This is a genomic window from Planotetraspora thailandica (assembly GCF_016863335.1).
In the GTDB taxonomy this organism is placed as follows: Bacteria; Actinomycetota; Actinomycetes; order Streptosporangiales; family Streptosporangiaceae; genus Planotetraspora; species Planotetraspora thailandica.
On sequence record NZ_BOOR01000007.1, the window covers coordinates 323683 to 349345 of the forward strand.

Genomic DNA, 25663 nt, shown 5'->3' on the forward strand with positions numbered 1-25663 from the left:
GTTTCGCTTGCCGTCGTGGGGCTCTGAAGGCATCAATGTCTCTTTCCGGACTGCTCGACCTCGTCGCCGCCGAACCCAAGCTCGCCGCCGTCCTCGAAGGAGCCGGCGAATCCGCCGATCCCGGCGCCGACCTGATCGCACCGACGGCCCTGCGCCCGCTCGCCGTGGCCGCGTTGTCGCGCGTGCGCCCAGTGCTCGCCGTGACGGCGACCGCGCGCGAGGCCGAGGACCTGGCCGCCGCGCTGACCGGCCTGGTCGATGAGAGCTCCGTCGCGGTCTTCCCCGCGTGGGAGACCCTGCCCCATGAGCGCCTCTCGCCGCGCAGCGACACGGTCGGCCAGCGCCTGGCCGTACTCCGCCGCCTGGCGCACCCGGTGGCCGGCGACCCGAGTGCGGGACCGCTGCGGGTCGTCGTCGCGCCCGTGCGCTCGGTGCTGCAGCCCATCGTGGCCGGTCTCGGCGACCTTGAGCCCGTACGGCTGCGCGCGGGCGACGACGCCGACCTCGACGACGTGGTCGCCAAGCTGGTCGGCAACGGCTACCACCGCGTCGACATGGTCGAGAAGCGGGGCGAGGTGGCCGTGCGCGGCGGCCTGCTCGACGTCTTCCCGCCGACCGAGGAGCACCCTCTCCGGCTGGAGTTCTGGGGCGACACCGTCGAGGAGATCCGCTGGTTCAAGGTGGCCGACCAGCGCTCGCTGGAGATCGCGCAGGACGGCCTTTTCGCCGCGCCGTGCCGCGAGCTGCTGCTCACCGACGACGTACGGCGGCGCGCCCGCGAGCTGGGCGAGGAGCACCCCGCTCTGAAGGACGTGCTCGACCAGCTGGCCGACGGCATCCCGGTCGAGGGCATGGAGGCGTTCGCGCCCGTGCTCGCCGGGGCGATGGATCTGCTGCTCGACCACCTGCCCGTCCGCTCGGCCGTGTTCGTCTGCGACCCCGAGCGCCTCAGGAGCAGGGCCGTCGAGCTGGTGCGGACCAGCCAGGAGTTCATGGAGGCGTCCTGGATCACCGCCGCGGCGGGCGGGGAGGCCCCCATCGCGCTGGAGGCGGCGGCGTTCCACACCCTGGAGGACGTGCGCGGGCACGCCGCCGAGCTGGGCCAGCCCTGGTGGAGCATCGCTCCCTTCGGCGAGGGGGTCGAGCTCGATGCGCAGGACGTCGAGGCATATCGCGGCGACACCCAGCGCGCGCTGGCCGACATCAAGGGCTGGCTGGGCGGCAAGGCCGTCGTGCTGCTCAGTGAGGGGCACGGCCCTGCCGAGCGCATGGTCGAACTGCTCAAGGGGGTCGACGTGCCCGCCAGGCTGGTGCCGTCCCTCGACACCGCGCCGCCCGTCGACGTCGTGCAGGTCACCACCGGACGGTTCGACCACGGGTTCGTCGTCCCCGGCCTTGCCGTACTGACCCATCTGGACCTCGTCGGGCAGAAGGCGTCGACGAAGGACATGCGGCGGCTGCCGTCCCGGCGGCGCAACATGGTCGACCCGCTGCAGCTGAAGGTCGGCGATCACGTCGTGCACGAGCAGCACGGCGTCGGCCGCTACATCGAGATGGTGCAGCGCACGATCCAGGGGGCGACCAGGGAATACCTCGTCATCGAGTACGCCAGGGGCGACAGGCTCTACGTGCCGACCGACCAGCTCGACGAGGTCACCCGCTATGTCGGGGGCGAGGCGCCGACGCTCAACCGCATGGGCGGCGCCGACTGGGCCAAGGCCAAGACCAAGGCGAGGAAGGCCGTCAGGGAGATCGCGGGCGAGCTGATCAGGCTCTATTCGGCGCGCATGGCCTCTCCCGGCCACGCCTTCGGGCCCGACAGCCCCTGGCAGCGCGAGATGGAGGACGCCTTCCCCTACGCCGAGACCGGCGACCAGTTGGAGGCGATCGACGAGGTCAAGCGCGACATGGAGCGGCCCGTCCCGATGGACAGGCTGATCTGCGGCGACGTCGGCTACGGCAAGACCGAGATCGCGGTGCGCGCGGCGTTCAAGGCCGTGCAGGACGGCAAGCAGGTCGCGGTGCTCGTACCGACGACGCTGCTCGTGCAGCAGCACCTGTCCACGTTCGGCGAGCGGTTCGCCAGCTTCCCCGTCACGATCAAGCCCATGTCGCGGTTCCAGACCGACGGAGAGATCAAGGAGACCGTCGACGGCGTCAAGACCGGCTCCGTCGACGTCGTGATCGGCACCCACCGGCTGCTGTCGCCGGAGGTCAGGTTCAAGGATCTCGGCCTGATCATCGTGGACGAGGAGCAGCGGTTCGGCGTCGAGCACAAGGAGGCCATGAAGCACCTCCGCACCCAGGTCGACGTGCTGGCCATGTCCGCCACGCCGATCCCGCGCACGCTGGAGATGGGCCTGACCGGCATCCGTGAGATGTCCACGATCCTCACCCCGCCGGAGGAGCGTCACCCGATCCTCACGTTCGTCGGACCGTACGACGAGAAGCAGATCGCGGCGGCGATCCGGCGCGAGCTCATGCGCGACGGCCAGGTCTTCTTCGTGCACAACCGGGTGCGCAGCATCGACAAGGTGGCGGCGCGCCTGCACGAGCTCGTGCCGGAGGCGCGAATCGCGGTCGCGCACGGGCAGATGAACGAGCACCAGCTCGAAAAGATCATGGTGGACTTCTGGGAGCGCAGCTTCGACGTGCTCGTGTCGACCACGATCGTCGAGTCGGGGCTGGACGTGCCCAACGCCAACACGCTCATCGTCGACCGGGCGGACAACTACGGCCTGTCCCAGCTCCACCAGCTCCGCGGCCGGGTCGGGCGAGGGCGTGAGCGCGGCTACGCCTACTTCCTCTATCCGCCCGAGTCCCCGCTGACGGAGACGGCCCACGAGCGGCTCGCCACGATCGCCCAGCACACCGAGATGGGCGCGGGCATGTACGTCGCGATGAAGGACCTGGAGATCCGCGGCGCCGGCAATATCCTCGGCGCGGAGCAGTCGGGGTTCATCGCCGGGGTCGGCTTCGACCTGTACGTGCGGATGATGGCCGAGGCCGTTCAGGAGCAGAAGTCGAAGCTCTCCGGGGAGTCCCAGGCCGAGGAGCGCCCGGACGTCAAGGTCGAGCTGCCGATCAATGCCCACGTGCCGCACGACTACGTGACGTCGGAGCGGCTGCGGCTGGAGGCCTACAAGCGGATCGCCGCCATCGCGTCGGAGGACGACATCGCCGCCGTGCGCGACGAGCTGACCGACCGGTACGGCAGGCCGCCGCAGGAGGTGGACAACCTGCTGGAGGTGGCGAGGTTCCGGATCAAGGCGCGCAAGGCCGGGTTGACGGACGTGACGCTGCAGGGCCAGCAGATCAAGTTCGCCCCGGTGGTGCTGAAGGATTCGCAGCAGGTGCGGCTGCAGCGGCTCTACCCGCGCTCGATCGTCAAGCAGGCCACCGAGGTGCTGCTGGTGCCGGTCCCCAAGACCAAGCCGATCGGCGGGCAGCCGCTGCGTGACCTGGACCTGCTCAAATGGTGCGGAGAGCTGGTCGACGCCATGTTCCTTGAACCTGTGCGGGTACAGTGACCGCGGATCGGCGGTCTCAGGGCGCTCGCGCGAGATCGCGCAAAATACAGAAAATCGGCACAATTGCCTGACCGGTGTCGTCGGGAGGATCGTTCGTGAAGTCATATGTACTGCGCGCCGTCGTGGCCGCGGCGGTTGCAGGAGTGGCGCTGAGCGGCTGTGGCGGCCCCGTGCAGGCCGGTGCCGCGGCCCTCGTGGGCGATGAGCGCATCTCCGCCAGCGACCTGAACGCCACCATCGACGCGTTCCGCAAGGACCTGGCCGCGAACAAGATGACCGAGCAGCAGCTCCAGCTCTCGCTCCCGCTGCCCCAGATGATCTTGCTCAACATGGCCAACAACAAGCAGTTCGAAGAGCTTGCCCAGCAGAAGGGGATCACGGTCCCCCAGGGGGAGGTCGACGCCTGGATCGCCCAGCAGGGCGGGCAGGAGCAGATCGACAAGGCCCTGCTCGCGAGCGGCATCCCGCTGTCGAACGGCGGCGACGCCGTCCGCGCGGTGATCATCCGAACCGACCTCATGCAGCAGTACGGGGCCGGCGCCGATGAGCAGAGCCAGCAGGCCGCCCTGGCGAAGGTCACCCAGGAGGCCGACGCCAAGGTGCCGCTGCGCTTCAGCCCGCGGTACGGCAAGTTCGACCCGCAGCAGGGCTTCCTGCCCGACACGCGTTTCGGCGCCGTGGCCAAGCCTGCCCCCGTCGCCCCCGCCCCAGACGCCGGTGCTCCGGACGCCACCGCCCCAGACGCCGGCTGACCCCCCCTTTGGGTGTGATCATGCAGAAGTTCGGGACCAGGCATACGGACCTGCGCAAACTCGTGTGGTGATCATGCAGAAGTTCGGAGAGCGCCTGGCTGACGTGCACCGACGCGTCTCGTGATCATGCAGAAGTTCGGGGCCGGCCGTACTGACCTGGTCGTTCACCGAGCGTGATCATGCAGAAGTTCGCGCAAATGGCCTCTGACGTGCGGACTCGTGCGGCGTGATCATGCACGAGACGGCGTTCGGAGCCCGGGTCGCCTACGGAGGCAGGTGCCAGGGGGTCTGGCAACTGCATGATCACGGTTGGCGTTTCCCCTGGTGGTGTGGTCATTCGGCGAACTTCTGCATGATCACGAAAATTGAATCCGCTGGTCAGACGGCAAGCGAGCGAACTTCTGCATGATCACGCGTAAACGGGGTGGAGGAGGAGTAGGCGATGAGCTTGGTGGTTGTCACCACGTCGGCGCGGGTGGCTCCTGGGTTGTTGTCCCGTCAGGCGTGGACGGCGCTCGAAACCGGACGCGTGCTCACCGGCTCGGCCGCGCATCCTTGCCTGCCCTACCTGGCGGAGGCCGGAATCGACGTCCAGGTCGTCACGCCCGACGCCGCCGCGCTGGCCGGCGAGAGCCGTACGGACACGATCGTGTGGCTCGCGGCGCAGGACGGCGACGAGGACCTGATGCGGGCGGTCGGTTATGTGGCCGTCGCCATGACCGATCCGCCCGAGATCGAGGTGATCCCCGGCTCCTATGACCTGCCGGGTGCCCGCCTGCTCGACCTCGTCCAGGTCATGGACCGGCTCCGCCGTGAATGCCCGTGGGACCGCAAGCAGACCCATGAGTCGCTCGTGCCCTATCTCGTCGAAGAGGCCTACGAGGTGCTGGAGACGATCGGCGAGGGCGACTATACGGCGCTCAGGGAGGAACTCGGCGACCTGCTGCTCCAGGTGATGTTCCATTCTCGGCTCGCCCAGGAGCGGGGCCCTGATGAGGGCTTCGACATCGACGACGTCGCGGCGGGAATCGTCGCCAAGCTGGTCCGCCGCCACCCGCACGTCTTCGCCGACACGAAGGTGTCCGGCGAGGGTGAGGTGAGCGACAACTGGGAGACCATCAAGGCGGCCGAGCGCGCGGCCAAGGGCGAGGTCGAGTCGGTGCTGAGCGGCGTGCCTTCAGGGCAGCCCGCGCTTCCGCTCGCGGCCCAGCTGCTCCGCCGGGCCGAGCGGGCCGGGGCGCCCGCCGAGTTCGCCGACGACCTGCCCGGTGTGCTGGGCGCGCGTCTGTTCGACCTTGTACGGCTCGGCCAGGCGGAGGGGCTCGATCCCGAGGTGGAACTGAGGAACGCGGCCCGCGAATACCGGCGGCGGGTGGAGGATTGGGACGCCGTGCGGAAGGCTGGCGTCTCGGGCCCTGAGACGCCTGATGAAGATTCGTGAGACCGCGGGTGAAATCGGCACGCCGTAGCAGTACCGCTGAGTAGGACCGGTAGGCTCGGGTGGCAAACTGCCCGCGACTTTGCTAGGAGCGTTTCGTGGCTGCCATCGAGGCTGTTACCGCCCGAGAGATCCTCGACTCCCGGGGGAACCCCACGGTCGAGGTCGAGGTCCTGCTGGACGATTACAGCACCGGCCGTGCCGCCGTCCCGAGTGGTGCGTCCACCGGCCAGTTCGAGGCCGTGGAGCTGCGTGACGGGGACAAGAAGCGCTATCTCGGCAAGGGCGTCGAGAAGGCCGTCCTCGGCGTCACCGACGAGATCGCCGACGAGATCATCGGGTTCGACGCCGAAGAGCAGCGCCTGATCGACCAGACGATGATCGACCTCGACGGCACGCCCAACAAGGCCAGGCTGGGCGCCAACGCCATCCTCGGCGTCTCGCTCGCCGTGGCCAAGGCCGCGGCCGACAGCTCCGAGCTGCCGCTCTTCCGTTACGTCGGCGGCCCGAATGCCCACATCCTGCCCGTCCCGATGATGAACATCCTGAACGGCGGCGCGCACGCCGACTCCAACGTGGACATCCAGGAGTTCATGATCGCCCCGATCGGCGCGGAGACCTTCTCCGAGGCCGTGCGGATGGGCGCCGAGACCTACCACACGCTCAAGGGCGTGCTGAAGGAGAAGGGCTACGCCACGGGCCTGGGCGACGAGGGCGGCTTCGCGCCGAGCCTGCCGTCCAACCGCGACGCCCTCGACCTGATCATGACCGCCATCGAGAAGGCCGGTTACACGCCCGGCGAGGACATCGCGCTCGCGCTCGACGTGGCGGCCACCGAGTTCCACTCCGGCGGCGTGTACACGATCGACGGCAAGGGCGTCTCGGCGGACGAGCTGATTTCGTTCTACGAGGACCTGGTCCGCTCCTACCCGCTGGTCTCCATCGAGGACCCGCTGGACGAGGAGGACTGGGCCGGCTGGAAGGCCATCACCGCCTCCCTCGGCAACAAGGTGCAGCTCGTCGGCGACGACCTGTTCGTCACCAACCCTGAGCGCCTCGGCCGGGGCATCGCGGACGGCGCGGCCAACGCCCTGCTCGTCAAGGTCAACCAGATCGGCACCCTGTCGGAGACCCTCGACGCGGTCGACCTGGCCCACCGCAGCGGTTACCGCAGCATGATGAGCCACCGTTCGGGCGAGACCGAGGACACCACGATCGCCGACCTCGCCGTCGCGACCAACTGCGGGCAGATCAAGACGGGCGCCCCGGCCAGGTCGGACCGGGTGGCCAAGTACAACCAGCTGCTGCGCATCGAGGAGCTGCTCGACGACGCCGCCCGGTATGCCGGGCGTGGAGCCTTCCCCCGCTTCCAGGGGTGACCTGACGGCGCTGCGGGGCCGTACGGACAGGCAGGTGGAAACCGGAAGGGGTGGTTCGCGTTGGCGAAGCGACCGCAGCTCACCGGGCGAGCGGCGATCCTCGCCGTCGTCGTGTGCGCGATCGCGATGAGCCTCGCCTACCCCGTCCGGGAGTACGTCGCGCAGCGCCGGCAGATCGCACAGCTGGAGCAGCAGCAGACGCAGGCGCTCCGGCAGCTGCAGAAGCTGGAGGAGCGCCGCAAGCAGCTGGAGGACCCCGAATACATCAAGCGCCAGGCCAAGGAGCGGCTCCACTACTGTGAGCCCGGCGCGAAGTGTTTCGTGGTGCTCGACGCGAGCAACGGGAAGTCCCAGGCCAAGCAGGGGTCCAAGCAGGCGGCGAAGCCGCCCTGGTATCTCACGCTTTGGCAGTCGGTCGAGGCGGCCGACAGCGGCCGCGGCGCCGTCCAGGCCGGTACGCCGGGTCAGACGGCCGAGGAGTGACGAGCGGGGAGCCCGGCGGGGCTGGGGACGTGATGGCAAGGAGTTCGACGGTGGTGGAACGGGCCGATCTCGACGCGGTGGAGGCCCAGCTCGGGCGTGTGCCGCGCGGGGTGCGGGCCGTCGCGCACAGGTGTCCGTGCGGCCTGCCCGACGTGCTCGAGACCGCTCCCCGGCTGCCCGACGGGTCGCCGTTCCCGACGTTGTTCTACCTGACCTGCCCCAAGGCGGCGTCGGCGATCGGAACGCTGGAGTCGTCGGGGCTCATGAAGCAAATGCAGGCCAGGCTCGCGGACGATCCCGAGCTGGCCGCCGCCTATCTGAAGGCCCACGAGGACTATCTGGCCCGGCGGGACGAGGCCGCCCGCCAGGAAGGCATGGAGCCGTTGCCCCGCGGCATGCAGACCGCGGGCGGCATGCCGGAGCGGGTCAAGTGCCTGCACGCCCTGGTCGCGTACGAGCTGGCCGTGCCGGGGTCGAACCCGTTCGGCCGTGAGGCCCTCGACGCCCTTCCGGACTGGTGGGCCGAGGGACCATGTGTGGAACCGCCCTGTGCGCGGACGGAGGAGTCGTCGTGAGGGTCGCGGCCGTCGACTGCGGGACCAACTCGGTCAGGTTGCTCATCGCCGACATCGCCCGCGACGGGAGCGAGCCCGTCGACGTCGAGCGCCGGATGGAGATCGTCCGACTCGGCCAGGGAGTCGACCGTACGGGCCGGCTGGCCCCGGAGGCGCTGGAGCGCACGTTCACGGCGATGCGCGGCTACGCGCAGCTCATCGCCGAGCACGCGGGGCCGTCCGGCCGGATGCCGGTCAGGGTCGTCGCCACCTCCGCGACCAGGGACGCGTCCAACCGCGCCGACTTCGTCGCCGGTGTCAGGGAGATCTTCGGCGTCGAGCCCGAGGTGGTGACCGGCGAGGAGGAGGCGCGGCTGTCCTTCACCGGAGCCACCAACGGAGGCCCGGGCGCCGGGGATGCGCCCTATCTGGTGGTCGACATCGGCGGCGGCTCCACCGAGTTCGTCGTCGGCACCGACGCGGTCGAGGGGGCCCTGTCGGTGGACATCGGCTGCGTACGGCTGACCGAGCGTCACCTGAAGGGTGACCCGCCCGACCAGGCGACGGTGGAGGCGGCGATCGCCGACATCGAGGCGGCCATGGACCGCGTCGAGGCGGTCGTCCCGGTCAGGCGGGCACGCACTCTGGTGGGGCTCGCCGGATCGGTCACCACGGTCGCGGGCATCGCGCTCGGCCTGCCCGACTACGACCCGGCGAAGATCCATCATTCACGCGTTCCCGCGCACGAGGTCCACGAGATCTCCGCCCGGCTGCTGGGCATGACGCACGACGAGCGGGCGGCCATCCCCGTCATGCATCCGGGCCGGGTGGACGTCATCGGAGCGGGAGCCCTCATCCTCGACCGCATCGTCGCCCGGTACGGGTTCGACGAGGTCGTCGTCAGCGAGCACGACATCCTCGACGGCATCGCCTGGTCCCTCGTCTGATCCACCGAGAGGTACACCCGTCGGCGGAAGTCTTGCTGCTACTGCGCAATGCGTAGTACCGTGCATCGCGTGGACAGCAGCCAGCTCCTCAAGGGAGTGCTCGATCTCGCCGTCCTCGCGGTGCTCGCCAAACGGGACAGCTACGGCTACGACGTCGTGCGGAGCCTGCGTGAGGCGGGGCTGGACGACGTCGGCGACGCATCCGTGTACGGCACGCTGCGCCGGCTCTTCAAGGCGGGGGCGCTCAACTCCTACGTGGTCGCCTCCGACGAAGGCCCGCACCGCAAGTACTACGGCCTGAACGACGTGGGCAGGTCGCTCCTCGCCTCGTCGGCGACGAGGTGGACCACGTTCGCCGGCACCATGAACGACCTGCTCAAGGAGGTTGCGTCGTGACCGTCCCCCCGATGAGCCCTGGCGCGTACGCCGAGGCGGTGCGCGCGGCCCTCGCCGACCTGCCCGCGGCCGACCGGGAGGAACTGCTCGAGGACCTCGACGACCATCTCGCGGAGGTCGCCGCGGAGCCCGGGATGACCCTGGAGGATCGGCTCGGGCCTCCGGAGGAGTACGCGGCGGAGCTGCGGGCCGCCTACGGGGGCCGGCCCGCCGCGCGACCACGCCTTCGTCTGACCGACCGTGCGCGCACCCGGGTGACCGGCCTGGTGCGCTCGGCGCACACCCGCTCGTTGCGGTTTCTGCCGTACAGGCAGGCGGTGGCCTTCGCGCCCGAGTTGCGGCCGGCCTGGTGGGTGTTGCGCGGCTACGTGATCGCTCTGTTCCTGCTCGCGGTGAACGGCCAGGGCAGGCTCATCCCCGGTGACCTGGCCGCGTGGGCGTTCACGCTCGCCGCCGTCTGGGTGTCGGTGTGGGTCGGCCGGCGCTCGGGCATGCGGACCTGGGGCAGGGGACTGCTTGTGGCCGTCAACGCCGTCGCCGCGATCGTGCTGCTCGGCGCGCTGGCGAGCCCGCCCGTCGAGGCGGACAGGGGCCCGGTCATGTTCGCCGACGGGCCGCAGCCCTATCCGTACGGCGTGCGGGTCGAGAACGTCTCCACCCTCGACGGCGGAAACGTCTACAACATCATTCCCTACGACAAGGACGGCTCGCCTCTGCACGATGTGCGGCTGTACGACCAGGACGGCAATCCGATCATCGTCGATCCGGAGATGTTCGGTCAGGCGATCGCCGTCCCGTGCGACGGCGAACCGCCTCTGCGCAACGCGTACCCGTTGCCTCTCACCTCCGGCGACGTGCGAGAGCATGATGGCTCGGTTCCGTGCGTCATGCGGAGCCCGTCGCCCGAGAGTCCGTCGCCGTCGGCGAGCCCCACATCGAGTGCGGAGCCGTCCCGGACGCCCGGCCCGTCACCCAAGCCGTCCCCGTCGCCGTCAGGCGCGCAGCCGGACGGGAAGTGAGAACAGACCGCGCATGATGGTGCTGGGCCACCAGGTCAGCCCTTCCGGGTCGGCCGCGGGAGCGAGATCGGGGAATCGGCGCAGCACCGTGCCGATGGCGACCTCCGCCTCGACCTTCGCCAGCGCGGCGCCGACGCAGTAGTGCGGGCCGCGGCCGAACGCGAGGTGCGGCTCGCCGATTCTGCCGGGGGAGAAGGTGTCGGGGTCGTCGAAGACCGCGGGGTCGCGGTTGGCGGCCAGCAGGGAAACGAGGATCGAGTCGCCGGGCACCATCTCCTGGCCGCCGATGACGACGGGCTCTGTGGGGAACCGCCAGGTCGCGTTCCTGACCGGCCCGTCGAAGCGGAGCATCTCGTCGATCACGTCGGGGAGCAGGGCGGGATCGGCCCGCACCGCCGCCATCTGCTCAGGGTGACGTAACAGCGTGAAGATCCCGTTGCCGATGAGCGCGACCGTCGTCTCATGCCCGGCGATGAGCAGCAGGAACGCCGTGGAGGTCAGTTCGTCGGGGTGGATCTCGCCCTGGTTGGAACGCCGGACGAGCTCGGTGAGCAGGTCGTCGCCGGGGTTGGTGCGCTTGAACGCGACCAGGTCGGACAGGAACGTCTCCAGGCCGTCGGTGGCGCGGGCGATGTCCTCTACCTGGGAGGCGGCCGCCGAGTCGATCACGGACGCGTGGTGGTGGAACGTGGCGCGGTTCTCCTCCGGCACGCCGAGCAGATCGCAGATGATCGTGATCGGCAAAGGATAGGCCAGCCCGGCGATCAGGTCGGCCTCGGGGCGGTCGGGGTCGTCGAGGCGGTCGAGAAGGCTGTCGGTGATCTCCTGGGCCCGGGCCCGCAACTCCTCCATGCGCCGCGGGGTGAACGTGGCGCTCACGAGCCGCCGCAGCCGCGAATGGTCCTCACCGTCCACGTTGAGCATGTGGCGGGCGAGGGAGGACCGGTGATCGAGGGGAAGCCCGAGGGCGGCCGCCCGCCATTCGGGCGAGGCCGAGGCCGGGTCCTTGGACAGCGACGGATGGGTGAGCGTCGCGACCGCGTCCTCATATCGGGTGACCAGCCAGGCGTCGCAGCCGGGCAGCGGCACGCGGGTCACGGGCTCGTTGCGCCGCAACCAGTCGTAAGCGGGATAGGGGTCGGCGTCGAACGACGGGCCGAACAGCGGGGGGCGTGAGTCGGTGGACACGGGCGATTACGTACCCACCTGATGCCCCGCAGAAAGATGTTTTCGCGGCATTGCGGTCATGGCCCGGCCGCTCTCTCGCGCAGGCCCGGAACCGGAGGACGGGCCCGGGCGGAACAGGGGCGCCGAGGGCCGGGTCGCGAGCCTGGCACGATCGGAGTCATGAGCTTCGTACCTCCCGGATCCGGATGGCCCGACGACCTCGCCCGGCCGGACACCCCGGTCGCGCACGATGCCGCCGAGGTCTCCGCGCTCGCCGCGAGCAGCGGCACGGTCGCCGAGGTGGCCGCACGCCAGTCGGTGTGCCGCGCGTGTCCCCGCCTCGTCGAGTGGCGGGAGGACGTCGCCCGGGTCAAGCGACGGGCCTTCGCGGAGGAGACGTACTGGGGCCGCCCGGTCCCCGGTTGGGGCGACGAGAACCCCCACACGCTGATCGTCGGGCTGGCCCCGGCCGCCCACGGTGGCAACCGTACGGGCCGGATCTTCACGGGCGACCGCAGCGGGGACTGGCTGTTCGCGTCGTTGCACCGGACCGGCCTGGCCGTACAGGAGACCAGCGTGCATGCGGGCGACGGCCAGCGGCTGATCGGCGCGCGGGTGATGGCCGCGGTGCGATGTGCACCGCCGGCCAACAAGCCCACACCGGAGGAGCGCGACGCGTGCTTTCCCTGGCTGGCGAGGGAGATCGCACTGGTGGCCGGGTCGGTCCGGGTGATCGTGGTGCTCGGGGGGTTCGCCTGGCAGGCCGTCTGGCCCGCGCTGCGCGCGGCGGGCCTGTCGTTGCCGCCGCGCCGCCCGCCGTTCGGGCACGGCGTGGAGGTACCCCTGTCGTACGGCTCGGCCCCCGTGACGTTGCTGGGCTGCTACCACCCGAGCCAGCAGAACACGTTCACCGGGCGGGTGACGGCGGAGATGCTCGACGCGGTGTTCTTCAGAGCGGTCGAGCTCGCGAAGGAGGCCCCGCAGCGCCCCGCTCACAGCGCCAAGGAGCGCTTGTGAACGCTTTCACGAGTGTGAAGTCGATCACTTGGGAAAGTTCTGCGATCTTTGCGCGCAGAAGATGCGCCACTACCTGCTTGTTTGAGAAGGATGGAGAAATTTCCGCTCAGAGCGGATTGGTGCCGATGCCATCTCGTGACGTAAGCTTGTGAATGCTTTCACAAGCACTCGAGGCACGAAGGGCATCCCTGGTGAACCGCAAGTCGAAGCACATTGTCATCGTCGGCGGTGGATACGTGGGCCTCTACACCAGCCTGCGCCTCCAGCGCACGCTACGCCGTGAGCTGCGTGACGGGACCGTGCAGATCACGCTGATCGACCCGCAGTCCTACATGACCTACCAGCCGTTCCTCCCGGAGGCGGCGGCAGGCAACATCTCTCCACGCCATGTCGTGGCTCCGCTGCGCCGGATACTGCCCAAGGTCCGGATCCTCAACGGCAAGGTCTCCAAGGTGCACCACGAGGCCAGGACCGTGACGTTCGAGCCCTCCGTGGGCCAGGCGCGGGAGATCCAGTACGACGTCATCGTCATGGCCGCCGGCTCCATCTCGCGTACGCTGCCGATCCCCGGCCTCGCGGACGCGGCGATCGGGTTCAAGACCGTCGGAGAGGCGATCGCGCTCAGGAACCGGGTGATCGCCCTTCTCGACCGGGCCGACTCCAGCGAGGACGAGGATGTGCGCCGCCGGGCGCTGACCTTCGTCGTGGTCGGCGGCGGGTTCGCCGGCATCGAGGCCCTGGCCGAACTCGAGGACATGACCGAGGACGCGATCAAGTACTACCCGAGCATCGAGAAGAAGGACCTGCGTTGGGTCCTGATCGAGGCGAGCAACCGCATTCTGCCCGAGGTCGGCCCCGAGATGGGCGAGTGGACGGCCGAGCAGCTCCGGGAGCGCGGCATCGAGCTCAAGATGGAGACCCTCCTGCAGTCGTGCGAGGGCGGCCTGGTCAAGACCTCCGACGGCGACGTCTTCGAGTCCGCCACGATCGTCTGGACGGCCGGAGTGAAGGCCAGCCCCATCGTCAACGCAGGTGACCTGCCCCTCGACGAGCGTGGACGCATCATGACCACCAGCCGGCTGACCATCACCGGCGTCAAGGGAGCCTTCGCGGCGGGAGACGTCGCGGGCGTGCCCGACGTGACCAACCCGGGGCAGTACTGCGCGCCCAACGCCCAGCACGCCGTGCGGCAGGCCAAGGTCCTCGGCGACAACATCACGGCCTACCTCCGGGGCGAGCCGCTGAAGGACTACCGGCACAAGTACGTCGGTTCCGTCGCCGGTCTCGGCCTGCACCGCGGCGTCGCCAACGTCTACGGGGTCAAGCTCCGCGGGATTCCGGCGTGGTTCATGCACAGGACGTATCATCTTTCGCGGGTGCCTACGGTGAACCGCAAGGTCCGCGTGATGGCCGACTGGACGCTGTCGCTGTTCTTCAAGAGGGAGACCGTCTCGCTAGGCGAGCTGGAGCACCCCCGTGATGTGTTCAAGGCCGCAGCCCAGGGCGAGCGCAAGGCCTAGATCGACACCGTACGGCACGCGTTCCGCCGGGGGCGCGTGCCGCACCGGCGCCTTCAGCACGATGCCGGCCATCCCTTCCGTCGGCGGTGCGGTCCAGAAGCGACTGCGACGGAGGGGCGGACGAGAGTGGGGCTCAGTGTTGTTACGGTGATCGGGAAGGGGCCGCCCCCGTGCGCCGTCGCCGAGGCCGCCCCTATGGCGTCTCCTTTGGCCCCCACTGCACTTACGTACCGCCTCTTGGAGCCGCCGGCCGGCATTTTCGCGTACGGCCGGAGCCTCACGATCCCGATCACCGGCACATCGGCATGGAGGCGGCTGCCCCGCGTCCCACCTCGGCATACATGCGTGGGCGGGCATCGGGTGCCTGCCGGTCGGCCGGGTGGTGATGTCATGGAAAGTGGCAACCGTACCGGTCTGCTGCGTGATTCTTGCCAACGATTTCGGCGCGTGCCGCGTCCACCATCAGACCGGCCGTCCCGAGACTGGGGCGCCGGGGCCCGTGCCGTTCACAGTGTCCGGAAAGGGGGACAAGCGGCGTAAGGCCTAACCAGTTACAGATGTGCGATCCGTGGCATATGATCGCGGCGCCCCCGTAGCCCAACGGCAGAGGCAAGCCCCTTAAAAGGGCTGCGTTGTGGGTTCGAGTCCCACCGGGGGCACAGTCCCTGCCAAGCATGAGTAAGCCCGTGACCATACGGTCACGGGCTTCTTTGGTGCCGACGCCTCTCAAGTCCCGGGACGTTTCTCCGGCCGGCTTCCCTGCGAACCACTCCGGCCTTGTCATATGACCCCATAGGGGTTATACAGGGGTCATGCCAAAGGTGAACGTGTACCTCCCCGACGAGCTCGCCGAGGCGGTCAAAGACGCCGGCCTTCCGGTGTCCGCCATCTGCCAGCGCGCCCTCGAGCAGGCGGTACGCCGGGTGACGGCCATCAGGGAGACCGTCGTCGGCGACCTGGAGCTCGACGATCCATCCGGGCGGCTCGCGCACTTCACTGCGCGGGCGCGGGCCGTCTTCAGGCTGGCGCTGGACCAGGCCAGGTCGCAGGGTGCGGCCCTCATCGGCACCGAGCACCTGCTCGCCGCCGTCGTCGCGGAGGGGGCCAACCTGGCCCTCCACGTGCTGCGGGCCATGGAGATCGACCCCGCCGCCATCGGGAGGGACCTCGCCCAGCACGTGCGGGGAACGCCGGACGGCTCCGGCGGCATGGCGAACCGGTTCAGCGGTCCCGCGGCGAACGCGCTCGAAATGGCCGTCACCGAGGCCCAGTCGCTCGGCCACAACTACATCGGCTGCGAGCACCTGCTGCTGGGACTGGTCGCCGAGCCGGACGGCACGGCGGGGCAGGTCCTGCGGTCCAGAGGGGCCGAGCTCCGGCTCACCCGCCGCGCGGTCGTCGCGGCCCTCGCCGGATATGTCCACCTCCGGGCCCAGACGCAGGACAGGCAGGCGGCAGGCCAGGAGGCGCTGCTCGCGCAGATCGGCGCCCTCGTCCGGCAGGAGATCCAGCCCTTGGCCGAACGTGTCGAGCACCTCGAACGGCAGTCGGGCGTCAAAGGTCCCGAGGCATGATGCCGCGGACGCGGCTGCTCCTGCTCGCCACCGGCGACACGATCGCCTACTCGTACGGCCCGCCGAAGCTGGCCACAGGAGCCGAACTGCTGGCCATGATCCCGTCGGGCGAGGTCGCCGCCGACGTGGTGGCCGAAGACGTGATGGTGGAGCCGAGCTGGGACCTTTCGCCCTCGGCCATGCTGGCCCTGGCCCGTAGGGCGCGGGCGGCCATCCTCGACGAGGGGTTCGACGGAGTGGTGATCACGCACGGGGCCGACACCATGGAGGACACGGCGTTCCTCACCGACCTCATGGCCGGGCCGGCCGCGCGGCAGGGGACGATCGTGCTGACCGGAGCGCTCCGCGCGCTGGACGACCCGGCGTCCGACGGGCTCCGCAATCTCGCGTCGGCGCTGGCGGCGGCGGCCGACCCGGTGTTGCGCGGCGCGGGCGCGGTGGTCTGCCTCGACGGCGAGGTGCATGCGGCCCGCTGGGTGACCCAGGTGGACGCCGCACGGGCACCCGCGTTCGCCTCGGCGCCGCTGCTGGGCCGCCTCACCCCTCGTTCCGGAGCACGGAAGGTCGAGATGCTGGCCGTGCCGCCGCCGAGGCCACCGGATCCGCGGGGCGAGCCGGAGTCGCACGTCGCACTCATCAAGACGTATCCGGACATCGATCCCGTGCTTCTGACCGCCGTGGTGGACGCCGGGGCACGGGGGGTCGTGCTCGAAGGCACCGGAGCAGGAAACGTCCCCGTCACCCTGTTCGCCGCGATCAGTGAGCTGTCGGACTGGGACATTCCCGTGGTCGTGGCCTCACGATGCCGGACACTCGACACTCCGCTGGATGCGCTGCCTCCCGCGACCGGCCTCGCGGGAACCGTCGGAGCGATCGGCGCCCGGGGCCTCGCGGCCGTCAAGGCCCGTGCCGCCCTGATGGTCGCGCTGGGTTCGGGCGGCAGAGGCGCCGTCCGCGAGTGGTTCGGCAGGTTGTGATCTTCCCTGGTCCGGCCCGCCACCGGCCAGGCCGTCCGGAGCCGCGAGAGGCAACCGCACCACGAAGCGGGCGCCCCCTTCCGGCGCGTCCTCCACCCACAGGACGCCCTTGTGCGCGACGGCGATTTCCCGGGCGATGGCAAGGCCCAGCCCGCTGCCGCCCCTGTCACGGCTGCGAGCGGTGTCCAGCCGGGTGAACCGCTCGAAGACCCGCTCCCGATCGGCGGGCTTGATCCCCGCGCCGTCGTCGCTCACCGACAGCTCCCCGCTCGTGCCTGCCCGGTACACCCGGACCCGTACGGCATGGCGGGCGTGCCGTACGGCGTTGTCGAGCAGGTTGGCGACCAGCCGGGAGAGGTGGGTCCGGCTGCCCATGACCGTCAGCCCTGCCTCCAGCGTCATGCTGATCTCCACGGCTTCGAGCCGCCGGGCAGCCTGGTCCTCCGCCAGGGACGCGAGGTCGACGGGCCGTCGTTCCCCGCTCGGGTTCGCCCCCACCCGCGCGAGCAGGAGCAGGTCGGTGACGATCGTTTCAAGCCGGTCGACGTCGTGCAGCGTCTGCTGCAACACGGCAGGCAGGTCCGTCTCGGAGGGATGGAGCCGGGCCTCCTCCAACTGGGCGCGGAGCCCGGCGAGGGGCGTGCGCAGCTCGTGGGAGGCGTCGGCCGCGAACTGCCGCTGCCGCTGAAGGGCCTCCTCGGTGGCCAGCTTCGCGTCTTCGATCCGGATGAGCGTGTTGTTGACGGTCCTGGCCAGCCGGGCGATCTCGTCATGGCCCGGAGGCTCGGCCACGCGGTTGCCCTGATGCACGACGTTGATGGAGGCGAGCTCGGCCCGGATGTCCTCGACCGGCCGGAGGGTACGGCCGGCGATCTTCCAGGCGCCCCACGCGGTCAGCAGGACCAAGCCCAGCACCTCCGCGGCGAAGAGCCAGTCGAACATTCCCTGCGAGCTCGGCCCGCCGGCCGGTCGGCCCGCATAGATGACGGGGGAGTCCGCGGCGGGATGCACCCGGAGGGCGGAGAGGTCGAGGCACGGGTTGCCTCCCGGCGGGCAGGCCCGCACGTTCATCTGCGGATTGTCGGGGCGCGGCCACACGGACGTGAGCGGGGGAAGACCACGGGCATCCGGCGAGGCGGCGAGGATGCGGTCGTCGGGCGCCACGACCTGGACAAGCGTGATTCCGGCGACGGTGGGCGTGATCGTGCCGTCCAGCCGTCCGGCGCGCACGTCCGCGGCGACGGCGTTCGACTGCCGTTGGGCGTCGTGCCAGACGGTGTCCGTCACGGCGTGCCGGACCATCGAACCCGCCAGCAGGCCCGTGGGCACGAGCACGACGACGGCGAGCATGGTGACCAGGAGGGTGATCCGGCCGCGGATCGAGCCGCCCCACAACCGCTGCCGAAGCGATCGAGTGCCCGCCGATCCTGGTCCCTTTTGTGAAATGAGGCCGCGCATCACGCCCTCCTCACCATGGCGCGTGAGGTTCCTCTTTGGCGGGGCATCGGCTGCCGCGATCGCCCGGCTCGTCCGGCCGTACGCGCCGGGAACGCCGGGGCGGCCCGCTGATGTCCTCGCGAATCTCGCGTTTTCCGGGCCGGAACCGCCACGACCCACGCTAACATCACACTTTAATGGTTCAAGTAAAAGAACCATCCAAGTTTGGTGCCGGCTGTGGTCATGCGGTCAGGAAAGGCTCGCCGGCGCGGAAGGAAAGCGGGGAACTCAGTGCGTCCCCTGATCGTTGCAGACGGTGGCGGAGCGCCGATTCCCTTGCGGGAGCGGCGCTTCGTGGCACTATTCCGTTTCAACCGCGCAAGAAGCTGAGCAGACGGTCGCGTCGTGGAGGCAGCGATGGAGAGCAGGAACCCCATATTCAGCCGGCGTGGTTCGACAGGTCAGCGGACCTGGTCGACGCCGACGCCGAGCGTTCAGCAACTGGACGCGATGTACGGCGCCCCGTCGTACTCGCCGCCGACGTCGCGGCCGATGACCATCGACGACGTCGTGGTACGCGGGTTCATGACGCTCGGCACGCTCGTCGTCTCCGGCGCTCTCGCGTGGTACTTCAACGTGTCCTTCGGCGTCGCCGCCCTCTCGGCCCTCGTGGGCGTGGTCCTCGCGCTGATCGTCTCGTTCAGGCAGAGCACCAACCCGGCGCTCATCCTCGGCTACGCGGTCTGCTACGGCATCTTCGTCGGTGTCGTCAGCCGCATGTACGAGTCGTTGTACAGCGGCATCGTCCTGTCGGCGGTGCTCGGCACGATGGTGGCCTTCGGCGGCATGCTCGCCGTCTACGCACTCAAGATCTTCCGGCCCACCCCCAAGGTCACCAAGTTCGTCATCGCGGCGGCCTTCGCGTTCGTGGGGCTCGCCCTGCTCAACCTGATCGCGGGCTTCTTCGTCGACGGGGGGCTCGGCCTGCGCACCGACAGCCCGATCGGCTGGATCTTCAGCATCGTCGCCATCCTGCTCGGGTGCTTCTTCCTGCTTCTCGACTTCGACGAGGTCGAGCGGGGCGCGCGGGCCGGTGTCCCCGAGAAGTACTCCTGGCTGATGGCCTTCGGTCTCACGCTGAGCCTCGTCTGGCTCTACCTGGAGATCCTCCGCTTCATCAGCTATTTCACGAACAACGACTAGCTAGACGGACAAAGGGCGCTCTTCTTTCCCGAAGAGCGCCCTTTTCTTGCCCAATATCAGGACAGGCGATTCCTAGGGCAAAACTTTTGATCAACAATCTGTAACAACTTGATGTCTTCTAGGGGGTTGTCAAGCACTGGCGGGTGATGCACTGTGACACAAAGCAGCCCGATCCGTGGAGGTGCCCATGTCGTTGAACCACTCACCGGAGACACAGACAAAGCTGATCGCACGCGTCCCGTCCATCACCGGGCGCGACCTCCCCGAGTGGTTCCAAGCCATCGACAACGGCCCGTCGTTCCTCAGATGCGAAGAGCGGGCCGCGTGGCTCGCAGACGAACACGGGCTGACCCACGGCTACGCCGCCGCCATCGTCCTGGAGCACGAGCGGCGTCGTCGCTTCTAGGAAAGGTCCCGGTACGAATCACTGCGCCCGCACCGTCTCGGTGTGGGCGCATCATTGTGTTCATGGATCTCGACAAGGCGCGTGAGTTCGTCAGGAACAACCATCGTGCGGTCATGCTCACCTGGCACCCGGACGGGCGCCCCCAGACATCGCCCGTCACCGTGGGCGTCGACGACGGCGGAAACATCGTGATCAGCAGCCGCGAGACCGCGGTCAAGGTGCGAAATCTGCAGAACAACCCACAGGCCGTGCTGACCGTGATGAACGACGGCTTTTACGGCCCGTGGATCCAGGTGGAGGGGACAGCGGAGATCATCTCGCTGCCGGAGGCGATGGACCACCTGGTCTCCTACTACCGGAACATCAGCGGCGAGCATCCCGACTGGGACGATTACCGCGCCGCGATGGTCAGGGACAAGCGGGTCATCATCCGGGTCACGCCCGCCAAGGCCGGTCCCGACCACCACGGCTGACAGGTCCGGGGATCCCGGAACCCCGGGATCCCCGGCACACCGTCAGGAAAGGCGCTCCAGGACCATCGCCATGCCCTGGCCGCCGCCGACGCACATGGTCTCCAGGCCGATCGACTTGTCGTGGAACCTGAGGCTGTTGATCAGCGTGGACGTGATGCGCGCACCGGTCATGCCGAAGGGGTGTCCGACCGCGATCGCGCCGCCGTTCACGTTGAGGCGGTCGAGGTCGATGCCGAGTTCCTGATACGACGGGATCACCTGAGCGGCGAAGGCCTCGTTGATCTCCACCAGGTCGACGTCGCCGATGGCCATGCCCGCCCGCGCCAGGGCCTGCCCGGACGCCTCGACGGGGCCGAGGCCCATGATCTCGGGAGACAGGCCGGTGACGCCGGTCGAGACGATCCGCGCCAGCGGGGTGATCCCCAGCTCCGCCGCCTTGGTGTCGCTCATGACGATCACCGCGGCCGCTCCGTCGTTGAGCGGGCAGCAGTTGCCCGCCGTCACCGTGCCGTCGGGCCGGAAGACCGGCTTGAGCTGTGAGACCGCCTCGTATGTGGTGCCGGCGCGCGGGCCGTCGTCCTTGTTCACCACGGTGCCGTCGGGCAGCGTGACGGGCGTGATGTCGCTCTCCCAGAAGCCGTTGGCGATGGCCTTCTCCGCCAGGTTCTGCGACCGCACGCCGAACTCGTCCTGCTCGCGCCGGGAGACGCCTTTCAGGGCCGCGACGTTCTCCGCGGTCTGGCCCATGGCGATGTAGACGTCGGGGATCCCGCCGTCCTCGCGCGGGTCGTGCCAGACGGGGGCCCCGCCGGCCGCGGCCTTGTCGGTGCGGGCCTTGCCGTCCAGGAAGAGGGGGTTCATGGTGTCGGGGAGGGAGTCGGAGCTGCCCTTGACGAACCGGGAGACCGTCTCCACACCGGCCGAGATGAAGACGTCACCCTCACCCGCCCTGATGGCGTGGAAGGCCATCCGGGTCGTCTGCAGCGACGACGAGCAGTAGCGCGTGACGGTCGTGCCGGGCACGCCGTCGAGCCCGAGGAGCACCGAGACGACCCGGGCCATGTTGAACCCCTGCTCGCCTCCGGGCAGGCCGCAGCCGAGCATGAGGTCGTCCACGTCGTTCGGGTCGAGTTGCGGCACCTTGGCGAGAGCGGCACGGACGATCTGAACGGTCAGGTCGTCGGGACGGATGTCCTTCAAAGATCCTTTGAAGGCGCGGCCGATCGGTGACCGCGCGGTTGCCACGATGACTGCCTCAGGCATGTCACTCTCCCTGCTCTCTCCGGCCACCGCACTCAGGGTCGGGCGGCCCTCCTTCGCAGGAGGTTACCCTCCGGTACGGCTTCCGCCACGCCCAGGGCGGGATGAAACAGAACTTTGTACCAGAGCACTCCCGCCCGGGGCGCGGCGTTGCCTGGACTGAGGAGCGCGCGGGGAGCGACCAAGTGTGACGAGGGAAGGGGACGCCTGAGGGCGCCCCAGGCCCGCCATGGAGACGCCTCTACCCGTACATGCCGGGGGTGGTGGCGCTGCCGTCGTTGACGGCGTGCAGGGCGCCCTTCTCGTCGCGCCAGAGCCGCCAGCCGTTCTGGCTGCCGGTGAACCACGCGGGCGGCGCGGACGCCGAACTGGTCCGTTTGCCCGTGGCGAGGTCGAACTCGCAGAGCGCGGCGATGGCGTAGAACCCGGGGGTCGCTCCGGAAAGCGGCAGCGGGCGGGGATCGGTGACGCAGAACGACCACCCGGTCGTGCCCTTCACCGAGGCCGGCTCGCCGGTCTTCAGGTCGAAGGCGGACCCGGCGGCGTCGTGCTTGAGGAACCCCAGTTTGTCCATCGCCGAGGGGAACGCGAGCCACCAGCCGGAGCCGGGCACCTGGGTCGGGGTGATCTGCCCGAGCACGCGTCCCGTCTCCCCGTCGAGCCGGGCGAAGCCGCCGTACTGCCCCTGCTCGTCGACCGGCCTGACGACGGGCGCGAACGCGGGGTTGCCGCTGGGGTAGACCCGCACCACCGAGGGGCGCATCCAGTCGACGACGCCGTCGTCGAGCCGTACGGAGAACAGGCCGAAGGTGGAGGTCTTCTTCGTCTGGGGATTGGTGTACGGCGCGACGTAGCCGACCAGCTTGTCCCCTGTGGCCCCGAACGCCCACCCGCCGGACAGGTCGACGCCCGCGCCGAGCGCCTGCTCGATGGGCACCTGCCAGACCACCTTGCCCGTCTTCAGCGAGTGCGCCTCCAGCACGGGGTGGGAGGCGAGCCGCAACAAGACCACCTGTGTGGCGTTCGACCATTCCACCTCGGCGATGCCGGCCAACTGCCACAGGGTCTTGCCGGTCTGCGGGTCCAGCACCACCATCTTGGCCGACGACAACGCGGTGTTCTCCGACAGGCAGACGTACGGCCCGCAGCGCTGGGGGCCGAAGGTCGACTCGATGGGCCGGGCCCACTTCTGCCGGCCGGTCTTGGCGTCCCTGGCGACCACCGTGGCCTTCCACCGCGAGCTCTTCGAGGCGTCCTTCGCGGGGTCGACCGCCACGACGACCGCCTGCCCGGGACCGGTCTCCACCGTGGCGGGCGCCTGCACTCCCATTCCGGGCAGCCGCCCGGCCATCGTCGCGGGGGTGGCCCACAGCCGCTTGCCCGTGGCCAGGTCGAGCGTGACGGTCTCAAGGGAGCCGTCGGATCTCATGGACGTGGCCGCCGCCACGCCGGCGCCCATGGTGGCGCGGCTGACGGCGTTCATCTGCGTGTTCTGCCACGACTTCACCGTGGGGCCGGCGGGCTCGTCACTGGAACACGAGGTCAGGGCCCCGCCGGCAAGCAGTGCGGCTGCGGCGAGTACAAGGGGAGGTTTCGCGTGAGGCCGGGTCATGTCACTCCTACAGGGGGTGATGCACTGGCCGCGCAGGGTGACCGGCCCTAGCCGCTCGTCATCGGCCCAGGTCTCCGGCGAAGCAGTGCCGCCCATCGTCCGTGGGGGCCGACCGCCCTGCCGGCGACATGGGTCGCGATGACCTCGGTGCCGGGTTCCTCCACGGCCATTGCCGCCAGAAGGTATTGCGATCCTTCGACGCGCACGGGTTCTGGTCCGGGCCACAACCCCAACGCGGCGCATACAGACGGTAGCACTGCGTACGCGGCTTGTAGGTAGCCTCGGGCAGATGGGTGGAAACGATCGGGTCCGAACATTTCTGCCGGATTTGTGGCGAATTCCGGGCCGAGAAGGTCGGCGAACGCGACCGTGCGCCCGCCCGCCTCGACCACGGCGACGGTCTGGGCCGCCGCCAGTTGACGCGACCACCTCCGGGTCACCCAGCGCAGCGGCTGCGCGATCGGCCGGACGGTCCCCAGGTCGGGGCAGGTGCCCACGACCACCTCGGCGCCCGCGTCCCTGAGCCGCCGCACAGTCTTCTGCAGATGCCGTACGGCACGGGCCGGCAGGGTGGCCGTCGTCACGTCGTTGGCCCCGACGAAGATGACGGCGACCTCCACCCTGGCCTCGATCGCCCGGTCCACCTGAACATCGAGGTCGGCGGAGGCGGCCCCGGAAAGGCCGACCACGTCCAGCCGTACGGGCCGCTCGGCGACGGCGGACAACCCACGCGCGATCACGACGGCCGGGGTGTCGTCGGGGTCGGTCATGCCGAGGCCCACAGAGGTGGAGTCCCCGAGCACGACCATGCGGATCGGCTCGCCGGGGTAATCGCCGTAGACGCCGTCGGACTTGGGCCCGTTGAGGCCATGCGGCTGGCCCACGATTCGGCGGGCCACCGCCGCCTCGGCGATGAGCAGGCCGTACGTAATTGCTCCCAATGCGGTCAAACCACCACCACCCAGTGCTGCGGCTGTGGCAATGCGTCGCGCGGCACGCGCCGCGCCGGACGTCCAGATCACCCGCTCTCCCTACGTCACGGTACGGTTTAAGAAATTAGCCGACTCCCGGCCACCCCCTCGGGACCCCGGCTGCTGGCAAGCTGACAAAGCTTCGGTAAACCAAGGTGGTCTACGCGGTGCGGGTAAACGACTCCCTGGTCGAGCTCATGGGGAACACCCCGCTCGTCCGGTTGCGCAAGGTGACGGCGGGCATCCAGGCTCAGGTCCTCGCCAAGGTGGAGTACTTCAACCCGGGCGGCTCGGTGAAGGACCGGATCGCTCTGCGCATGATCGAGGCCGCCGAGCGGAGCGGCGCGCTCAAGCCGGGAGGCACGATCGTCGAGCCCACGTCGGGGAACACGGGCGTCGGGCTGGCCATCGTGGCCCAGGAGAAGGGCTACCGCTGCCTGTTCGTCTGCCCGGACAAGGTGGCCCAGGACAAGATCGCCGTGCTCCGGGCGTACGGCGCGGAGGTCGTGGTGTGCCCGACCGCCGTGTCGCCCGACCACCCGGACTCCTACTACTCGGTCTCCGACCGGCTCGCGCGGGAGACGCCGAACGCGTGGAAGCCCGACCAGTACACCAACCCGGACAACCCGGCGAGCCACTACCACTCGACCGGCCCGGAGCTCTGGGAGCAGACCGAGGGCCGCATCACCCACTTCGTGGCCGGCGTCGGCACCGGCGGCACCATCAGCGGCACGGGCAGGTACCTCAAGGAGGTCTCCGGCGGCCGCGTGAAGATCATCGGAGCAGATCCCGAGGGTTCGGTCTACTCCGGCGGCAGCGGCCGGCCGTACCTGGTCGAGGGGGTCGGCGAGGACATCTGGCCCGCCACCTATGACACGACGATCTGCGACGAGGTCATCGCGGTCTCCGACAAGGACTCCTTCACCATGACCCGCAGGCTCGCCCGCGAGGAGGCCCTGCTCGTCGGCGGATCCTGCGGCATGGCCGTCGTGGCGGCGCTGCGCGTGGCCCGGCAGGCGGGGCCGGACGACGTGGTCGTGGTGCTGTTGCCCGACGGCGGGCGCGGATATCTTTCGAAGATCTTCAATGACGAGTGGATGGCCGACTACGGCTTCCTCACGAGCCCGAGCGACGAGGGTCTGGTCGGCGACGTGCTCGGCCGCAAGACGACGGGGCTGCCCGAGTTCGTGCACGTCCACCCGCACGAGACGGTCGGCACCGCCATCTCGATCATGCGCGAGTACAACGTCTCCCAGCTGCCGGTCATGAAGGAGGAGCCGCCCGTCATGGCGGCCGAGGTCGTCGGCTCGATCGTCGAGCGCGACCTGCTCGAGGGCCTCTACCGCGGCAAGGTCCGCTCCGAGGACCCGCTGGAGGGGCACATGTCGGCGGCGCTGCCGATGATCGGCTCGGGAGAGCCGGTGGCGCGCGCGGTCGAGGCGCTGGAGAAGGCCGACGCCGCCGTCGTCCTCGGGGACGGCAAGCCGGTCGGCCTGCTCACCCGGCAGGACCTGCTGGCCTTCCTCGCAAGCAGGTAACGGCCCGGGC

Annotated in this window: 21 protein-coding genes, 1 tRNA gene and 1 pseudogene; 18 read left to right on the forward strand and 5 right to left on the reverse strand. The window is 69.6% G+C overall.

Features of this window, described 5'->3' with window-relative positions:
• The first annotated feature begins 35 nt into the window (after positions 1 to 35).
• The 9 genes from mfd to Pth03_RS06505 all read left to right on the forward strand — a co-directional run bounded on the left by mfd (position 36) and on the right by Pth03_RS06505 (position 10498).
• Positions 36 to 3530, forward strand: coding sequence for a transcription-repair coupling factor (gene mfd / locus Pth03_RS06465; protein WP_203943195.1), 3495 nt, complete (start codon positions 36 to 38; stop codon positions 3528 to 3530).
• Positions 3531 to 3625: 95 nt separating this feature from the next.
• Positions 3626 to 4282, forward strand: a complete 657-nt coding sequence (locus Pth03_RS06470; RefSeq protein ID WP_203943196.1) for a SurA N-terminal domain-containing protein — start codon at positions 3626 to 3628, stop codon at positions 4280 to 4282.
• Positions 4283 to 4724: 442 nt separating this feature from the next.
• Positions 4725 to 5723: a nucleoside triphosphate pyrophosphohydrolase gene (locus tag Pth03_RS06475; RefSeq protein WP_203943197.1), complete on the forward strand. Its 999-nt coding sequence runs from the start codon at positions 4725 to 4727 to the stop codon at positions 5721 to 5723.
• Between the two features lie 95 nt (positions 5724 to 5818).
• Complete coding sequence (gene eno / locus Pth03_RS06480; RefSeq protein ID WP_203943198.1) at positions 5819 to 7099, forward strand: phosphopyruvate hydratase; 1281 nt, start codon at positions 5819 to 5821, stop codon at positions 7097 to 7099.
• 60 nt (positions 7100 to 7159) lie between these two features.
• Entirely contained in the window at positions 7160 to 7582 is a 423-nt protein-coding gene (locus Pth03_RS06485; RefSeq protein ID WP_203943199.1) for an FtsB family cell division protein, read from the forward strand.
• Positions 7583 to 7614: 32 nt separating this feature from the next.
• Positions 7615 to 8157, forward strand: a complete 543-nt coding sequence (locus Pth03_RS06490; RefSeq protein WP_203943200.1) for a DUF501 domain-containing protein — start codon at positions 7615 to 7617, stop codon at positions 8155 to 8157.
• Complete coding sequence (locus tag Pth03_RS06495) at positions 8115 to 9083, forward strand: Ppx/GppA phosphatase family protein (protein WP_203943201.1); 969 nt, start codon at positions 8115 to 8117, stop codon at positions 9081 to 9083. The genes Pth03_RS06490 and Pth03_RS06495 overlap by 43 nt, the downstream gene beginning before the upstream one ends.
• Before the next feature lie 69 nt (positions 9084 to 9152).
• The gene (locus tag Pth03_RS06500; protein ID WP_203943202.1) at positions 9153 to 9479 is read left to right on the forward strand and encodes a PadR family transcriptional regulator; all 327 of its coding nucleotides are present in this window, start codon (positions 9153 to 9155) and stop codon (positions 9477 to 9479) included.
• Entirely contained in the window at positions 9476 to 10498 is a 1023-nt protein-coding gene (locus Pth03_RS06505) for an HAAS signaling domain-containing protein (protein WP_203943203.1), read from the forward strand. The genes Pth03_RS06500 and Pth03_RS06505 overlap by 4 nt, the downstream gene beginning before the upstream one ends.
• On the opposite strand, the gene Pth03_RS06510 is transcribed toward Pth03_RS06505, so the two are convergent.
• Positions 10472 to 11686: a cytochrome P450 family protein gene (locus tag Pth03_RS06510; protein ID WP_203943204.1), complete on the reverse strand. Its 1215-nt coding sequence runs from the start codon at positions 11684 to 11686 to the stop codon at positions 10472 to 10474. The genes Pth03_RS06505 and Pth03_RS06510 overlap by 27 nt on opposite strands.
• Positions 11687 to 11845: 159 nt before the next feature.
• Here Pth03_RS06510 and Pth03_RS06515 point away from each other — a divergent pair, with 159 nt between their 5' ends.
• The 5 genes from Pth03_RS06515 (at position 11846) to Pth03_RS06535 (ending at position 16753) form a co-directional block, all read left to right on the forward strand.
• A complete protein-coding gene (locus Pth03_RS06515) occupies positions 11846 to 12682 on the forward strand; it encodes a uracil-DNA glycosylase (protein ID WP_203943205.1) in 837 nt (278 codons plus the stop codon).
• A 152-nt stretch (positions 12683 to 12834) separates the two neighbouring features.
• Positions 12835 to 14202, forward strand: a complete 1368-nt coding sequence (locus Pth03_RS06520) for an NAD(P)/FAD-dependent oxidoreductase (protein WP_203943206.1) — start codon at positions 12835 to 12837, stop codon at positions 14200 to 14202.
• A 586-nt stretch (positions 14203 to 14788) separates the two neighbouring features.
• A tRNA-Leu gene (locus Pth03_RS06525) sits at positions 14789 to 14861 on the forward strand.
• Positions 14862 to 15014: 153 nt separating this feature from the next.
• The gene (locus Pth03_RS06530; RefSeq protein ID WP_203943207.1) at positions 15015 to 15776 is read left to right on the forward strand and encodes a Clp protease N-terminal domain-containing protein; all 762 of its coding nucleotides are present in this window, start codon (positions 15015 to 15017) and stop codon (positions 15774 to 15776) included.
• Positions 15773 to 16753: an asparaginase gene (locus Pth03_RS06535; protein ID WP_239118798.1), complete on the forward strand. Its 981-nt coding sequence runs from the start codon at positions 15773 to 15775 to the stop codon at positions 16751 to 16753. Before Pth03_RS06530 ends, Pth03_RS06535 begins: the two co-directional genes overlap by 4 nt.
• Positions 16754 to 16807: 54 nt before the next feature.
• Here the strand turns inward: Pth03_RS06535 and Pth03_RS42350 are convergent.
• Positions 16808 to 18409: pseudogene (locus Pth03_RS42350) on the reverse strand (sensor histidine kinase); the annotation flags it as partial.
• Between the two features lie 198 nt (positions 18410 to 18607).
• Between Pth03_RS42350 and Pth03_RS06545 the strand changes: the two are divergent.
• From Pth03_RS06545 to Pth03_RS06555, 3 genes are all read left to right on the forward strand, one after another.
• Positions 18608 to 19393 (forward strand): Bax inhibitor-1/YccA family protein, encoded by a 786-nt coding sequence (locus Pth03_RS06545; protein WP_203943208.1) that lies wholly within the window; start codon positions 18608 to 18610, stop codon positions 19391 to 19393.
• Positions 19394 to 19580: 187 nt separating this feature from the next.
• The gene (locus Pth03_RS06550; RefSeq protein WP_203943209.1) at positions 19581 to 19799 is read left to right on the forward strand and encodes a DUF4287 domain-containing protein; all 219 of its coding nucleotides are present in this window, start codon (positions 19581 to 19583) and stop codon (positions 19797 to 19799) included.
• 62 nt (positions 19800 to 19861) lie between these two features.
• Positions 19862 to 20272, forward strand: a complete 411-nt coding sequence (locus Pth03_RS06555; RefSeq protein ID WP_203943210.1) for a PPOX class F420-dependent oxidoreductase — start codon at positions 19862 to 19864, stop codon at positions 20270 to 20272.
• A 42-nt stretch (positions 20273 to 20314) separates the two neighbouring features.
• Here the strand turns inward: Pth03_RS06555 and Pth03_RS06560 are convergent, their stop codons facing one another.
• The 3 genes from Pth03_RS06560 to Pth03_RS06570 all read right to left on the reverse strand — a co-directional run bounded on the left by Pth03_RS06560 (position 20315) and on the right by Pth03_RS06570 (position 24094).
• Positions 20315 to 21535 (reverse strand): acetyl-CoA C-acetyltransferase, encoded by a 1221-nt coding sequence (locus Pth03_RS06560; RefSeq protein ID WP_203943211.1) that lies wholly within the window; start codon positions 21533 to 21535, stop codon positions 20315 to 20317.
• 238 nt (positions 21536 to 21773) lie between these two features.
• Positions 21774 to 23144 carry a PQQ-binding-like beta-propeller repeat protein gene (locus tag Pth03_RS06565; protein WP_203943212.1) on the reverse strand — a complete coding sequence of 457 codons (1371 nt, stop codon included), beginning with the start codon at positions 23142 to 23144 and terminating at the stop codon, positions 21774 to 21776.
• A gap of 47 nt (positions 23145 to 23191) precedes the next feature.
• Positions 23192 to 24094, reverse strand: a complete 903-nt coding sequence (locus tag Pth03_RS06570) for an SGNH/GDSL hydrolase family protein (protein ID WP_308442338.1) — start codon at positions 24092 to 24094, stop codon at positions 23192 to 23194.
• Between the two features lie 188 nt (positions 24095 to 24282).
• Between Pth03_RS06570 and Pth03_RS06575 the strand changes: the two genes are divergently transcribed.
• Positions 24283 to 25653, forward strand: a complete 1371-nt coding sequence (locus Pth03_RS06575) for a cystathionine beta-synthase (RefSeq protein WP_203943214.1) — start codon at positions 24283 to 24285, stop codon at positions 25651 to 25653.
• The last annotated feature ends 10 nt before the right edge of the window (positions 25654 to 25663 follow it).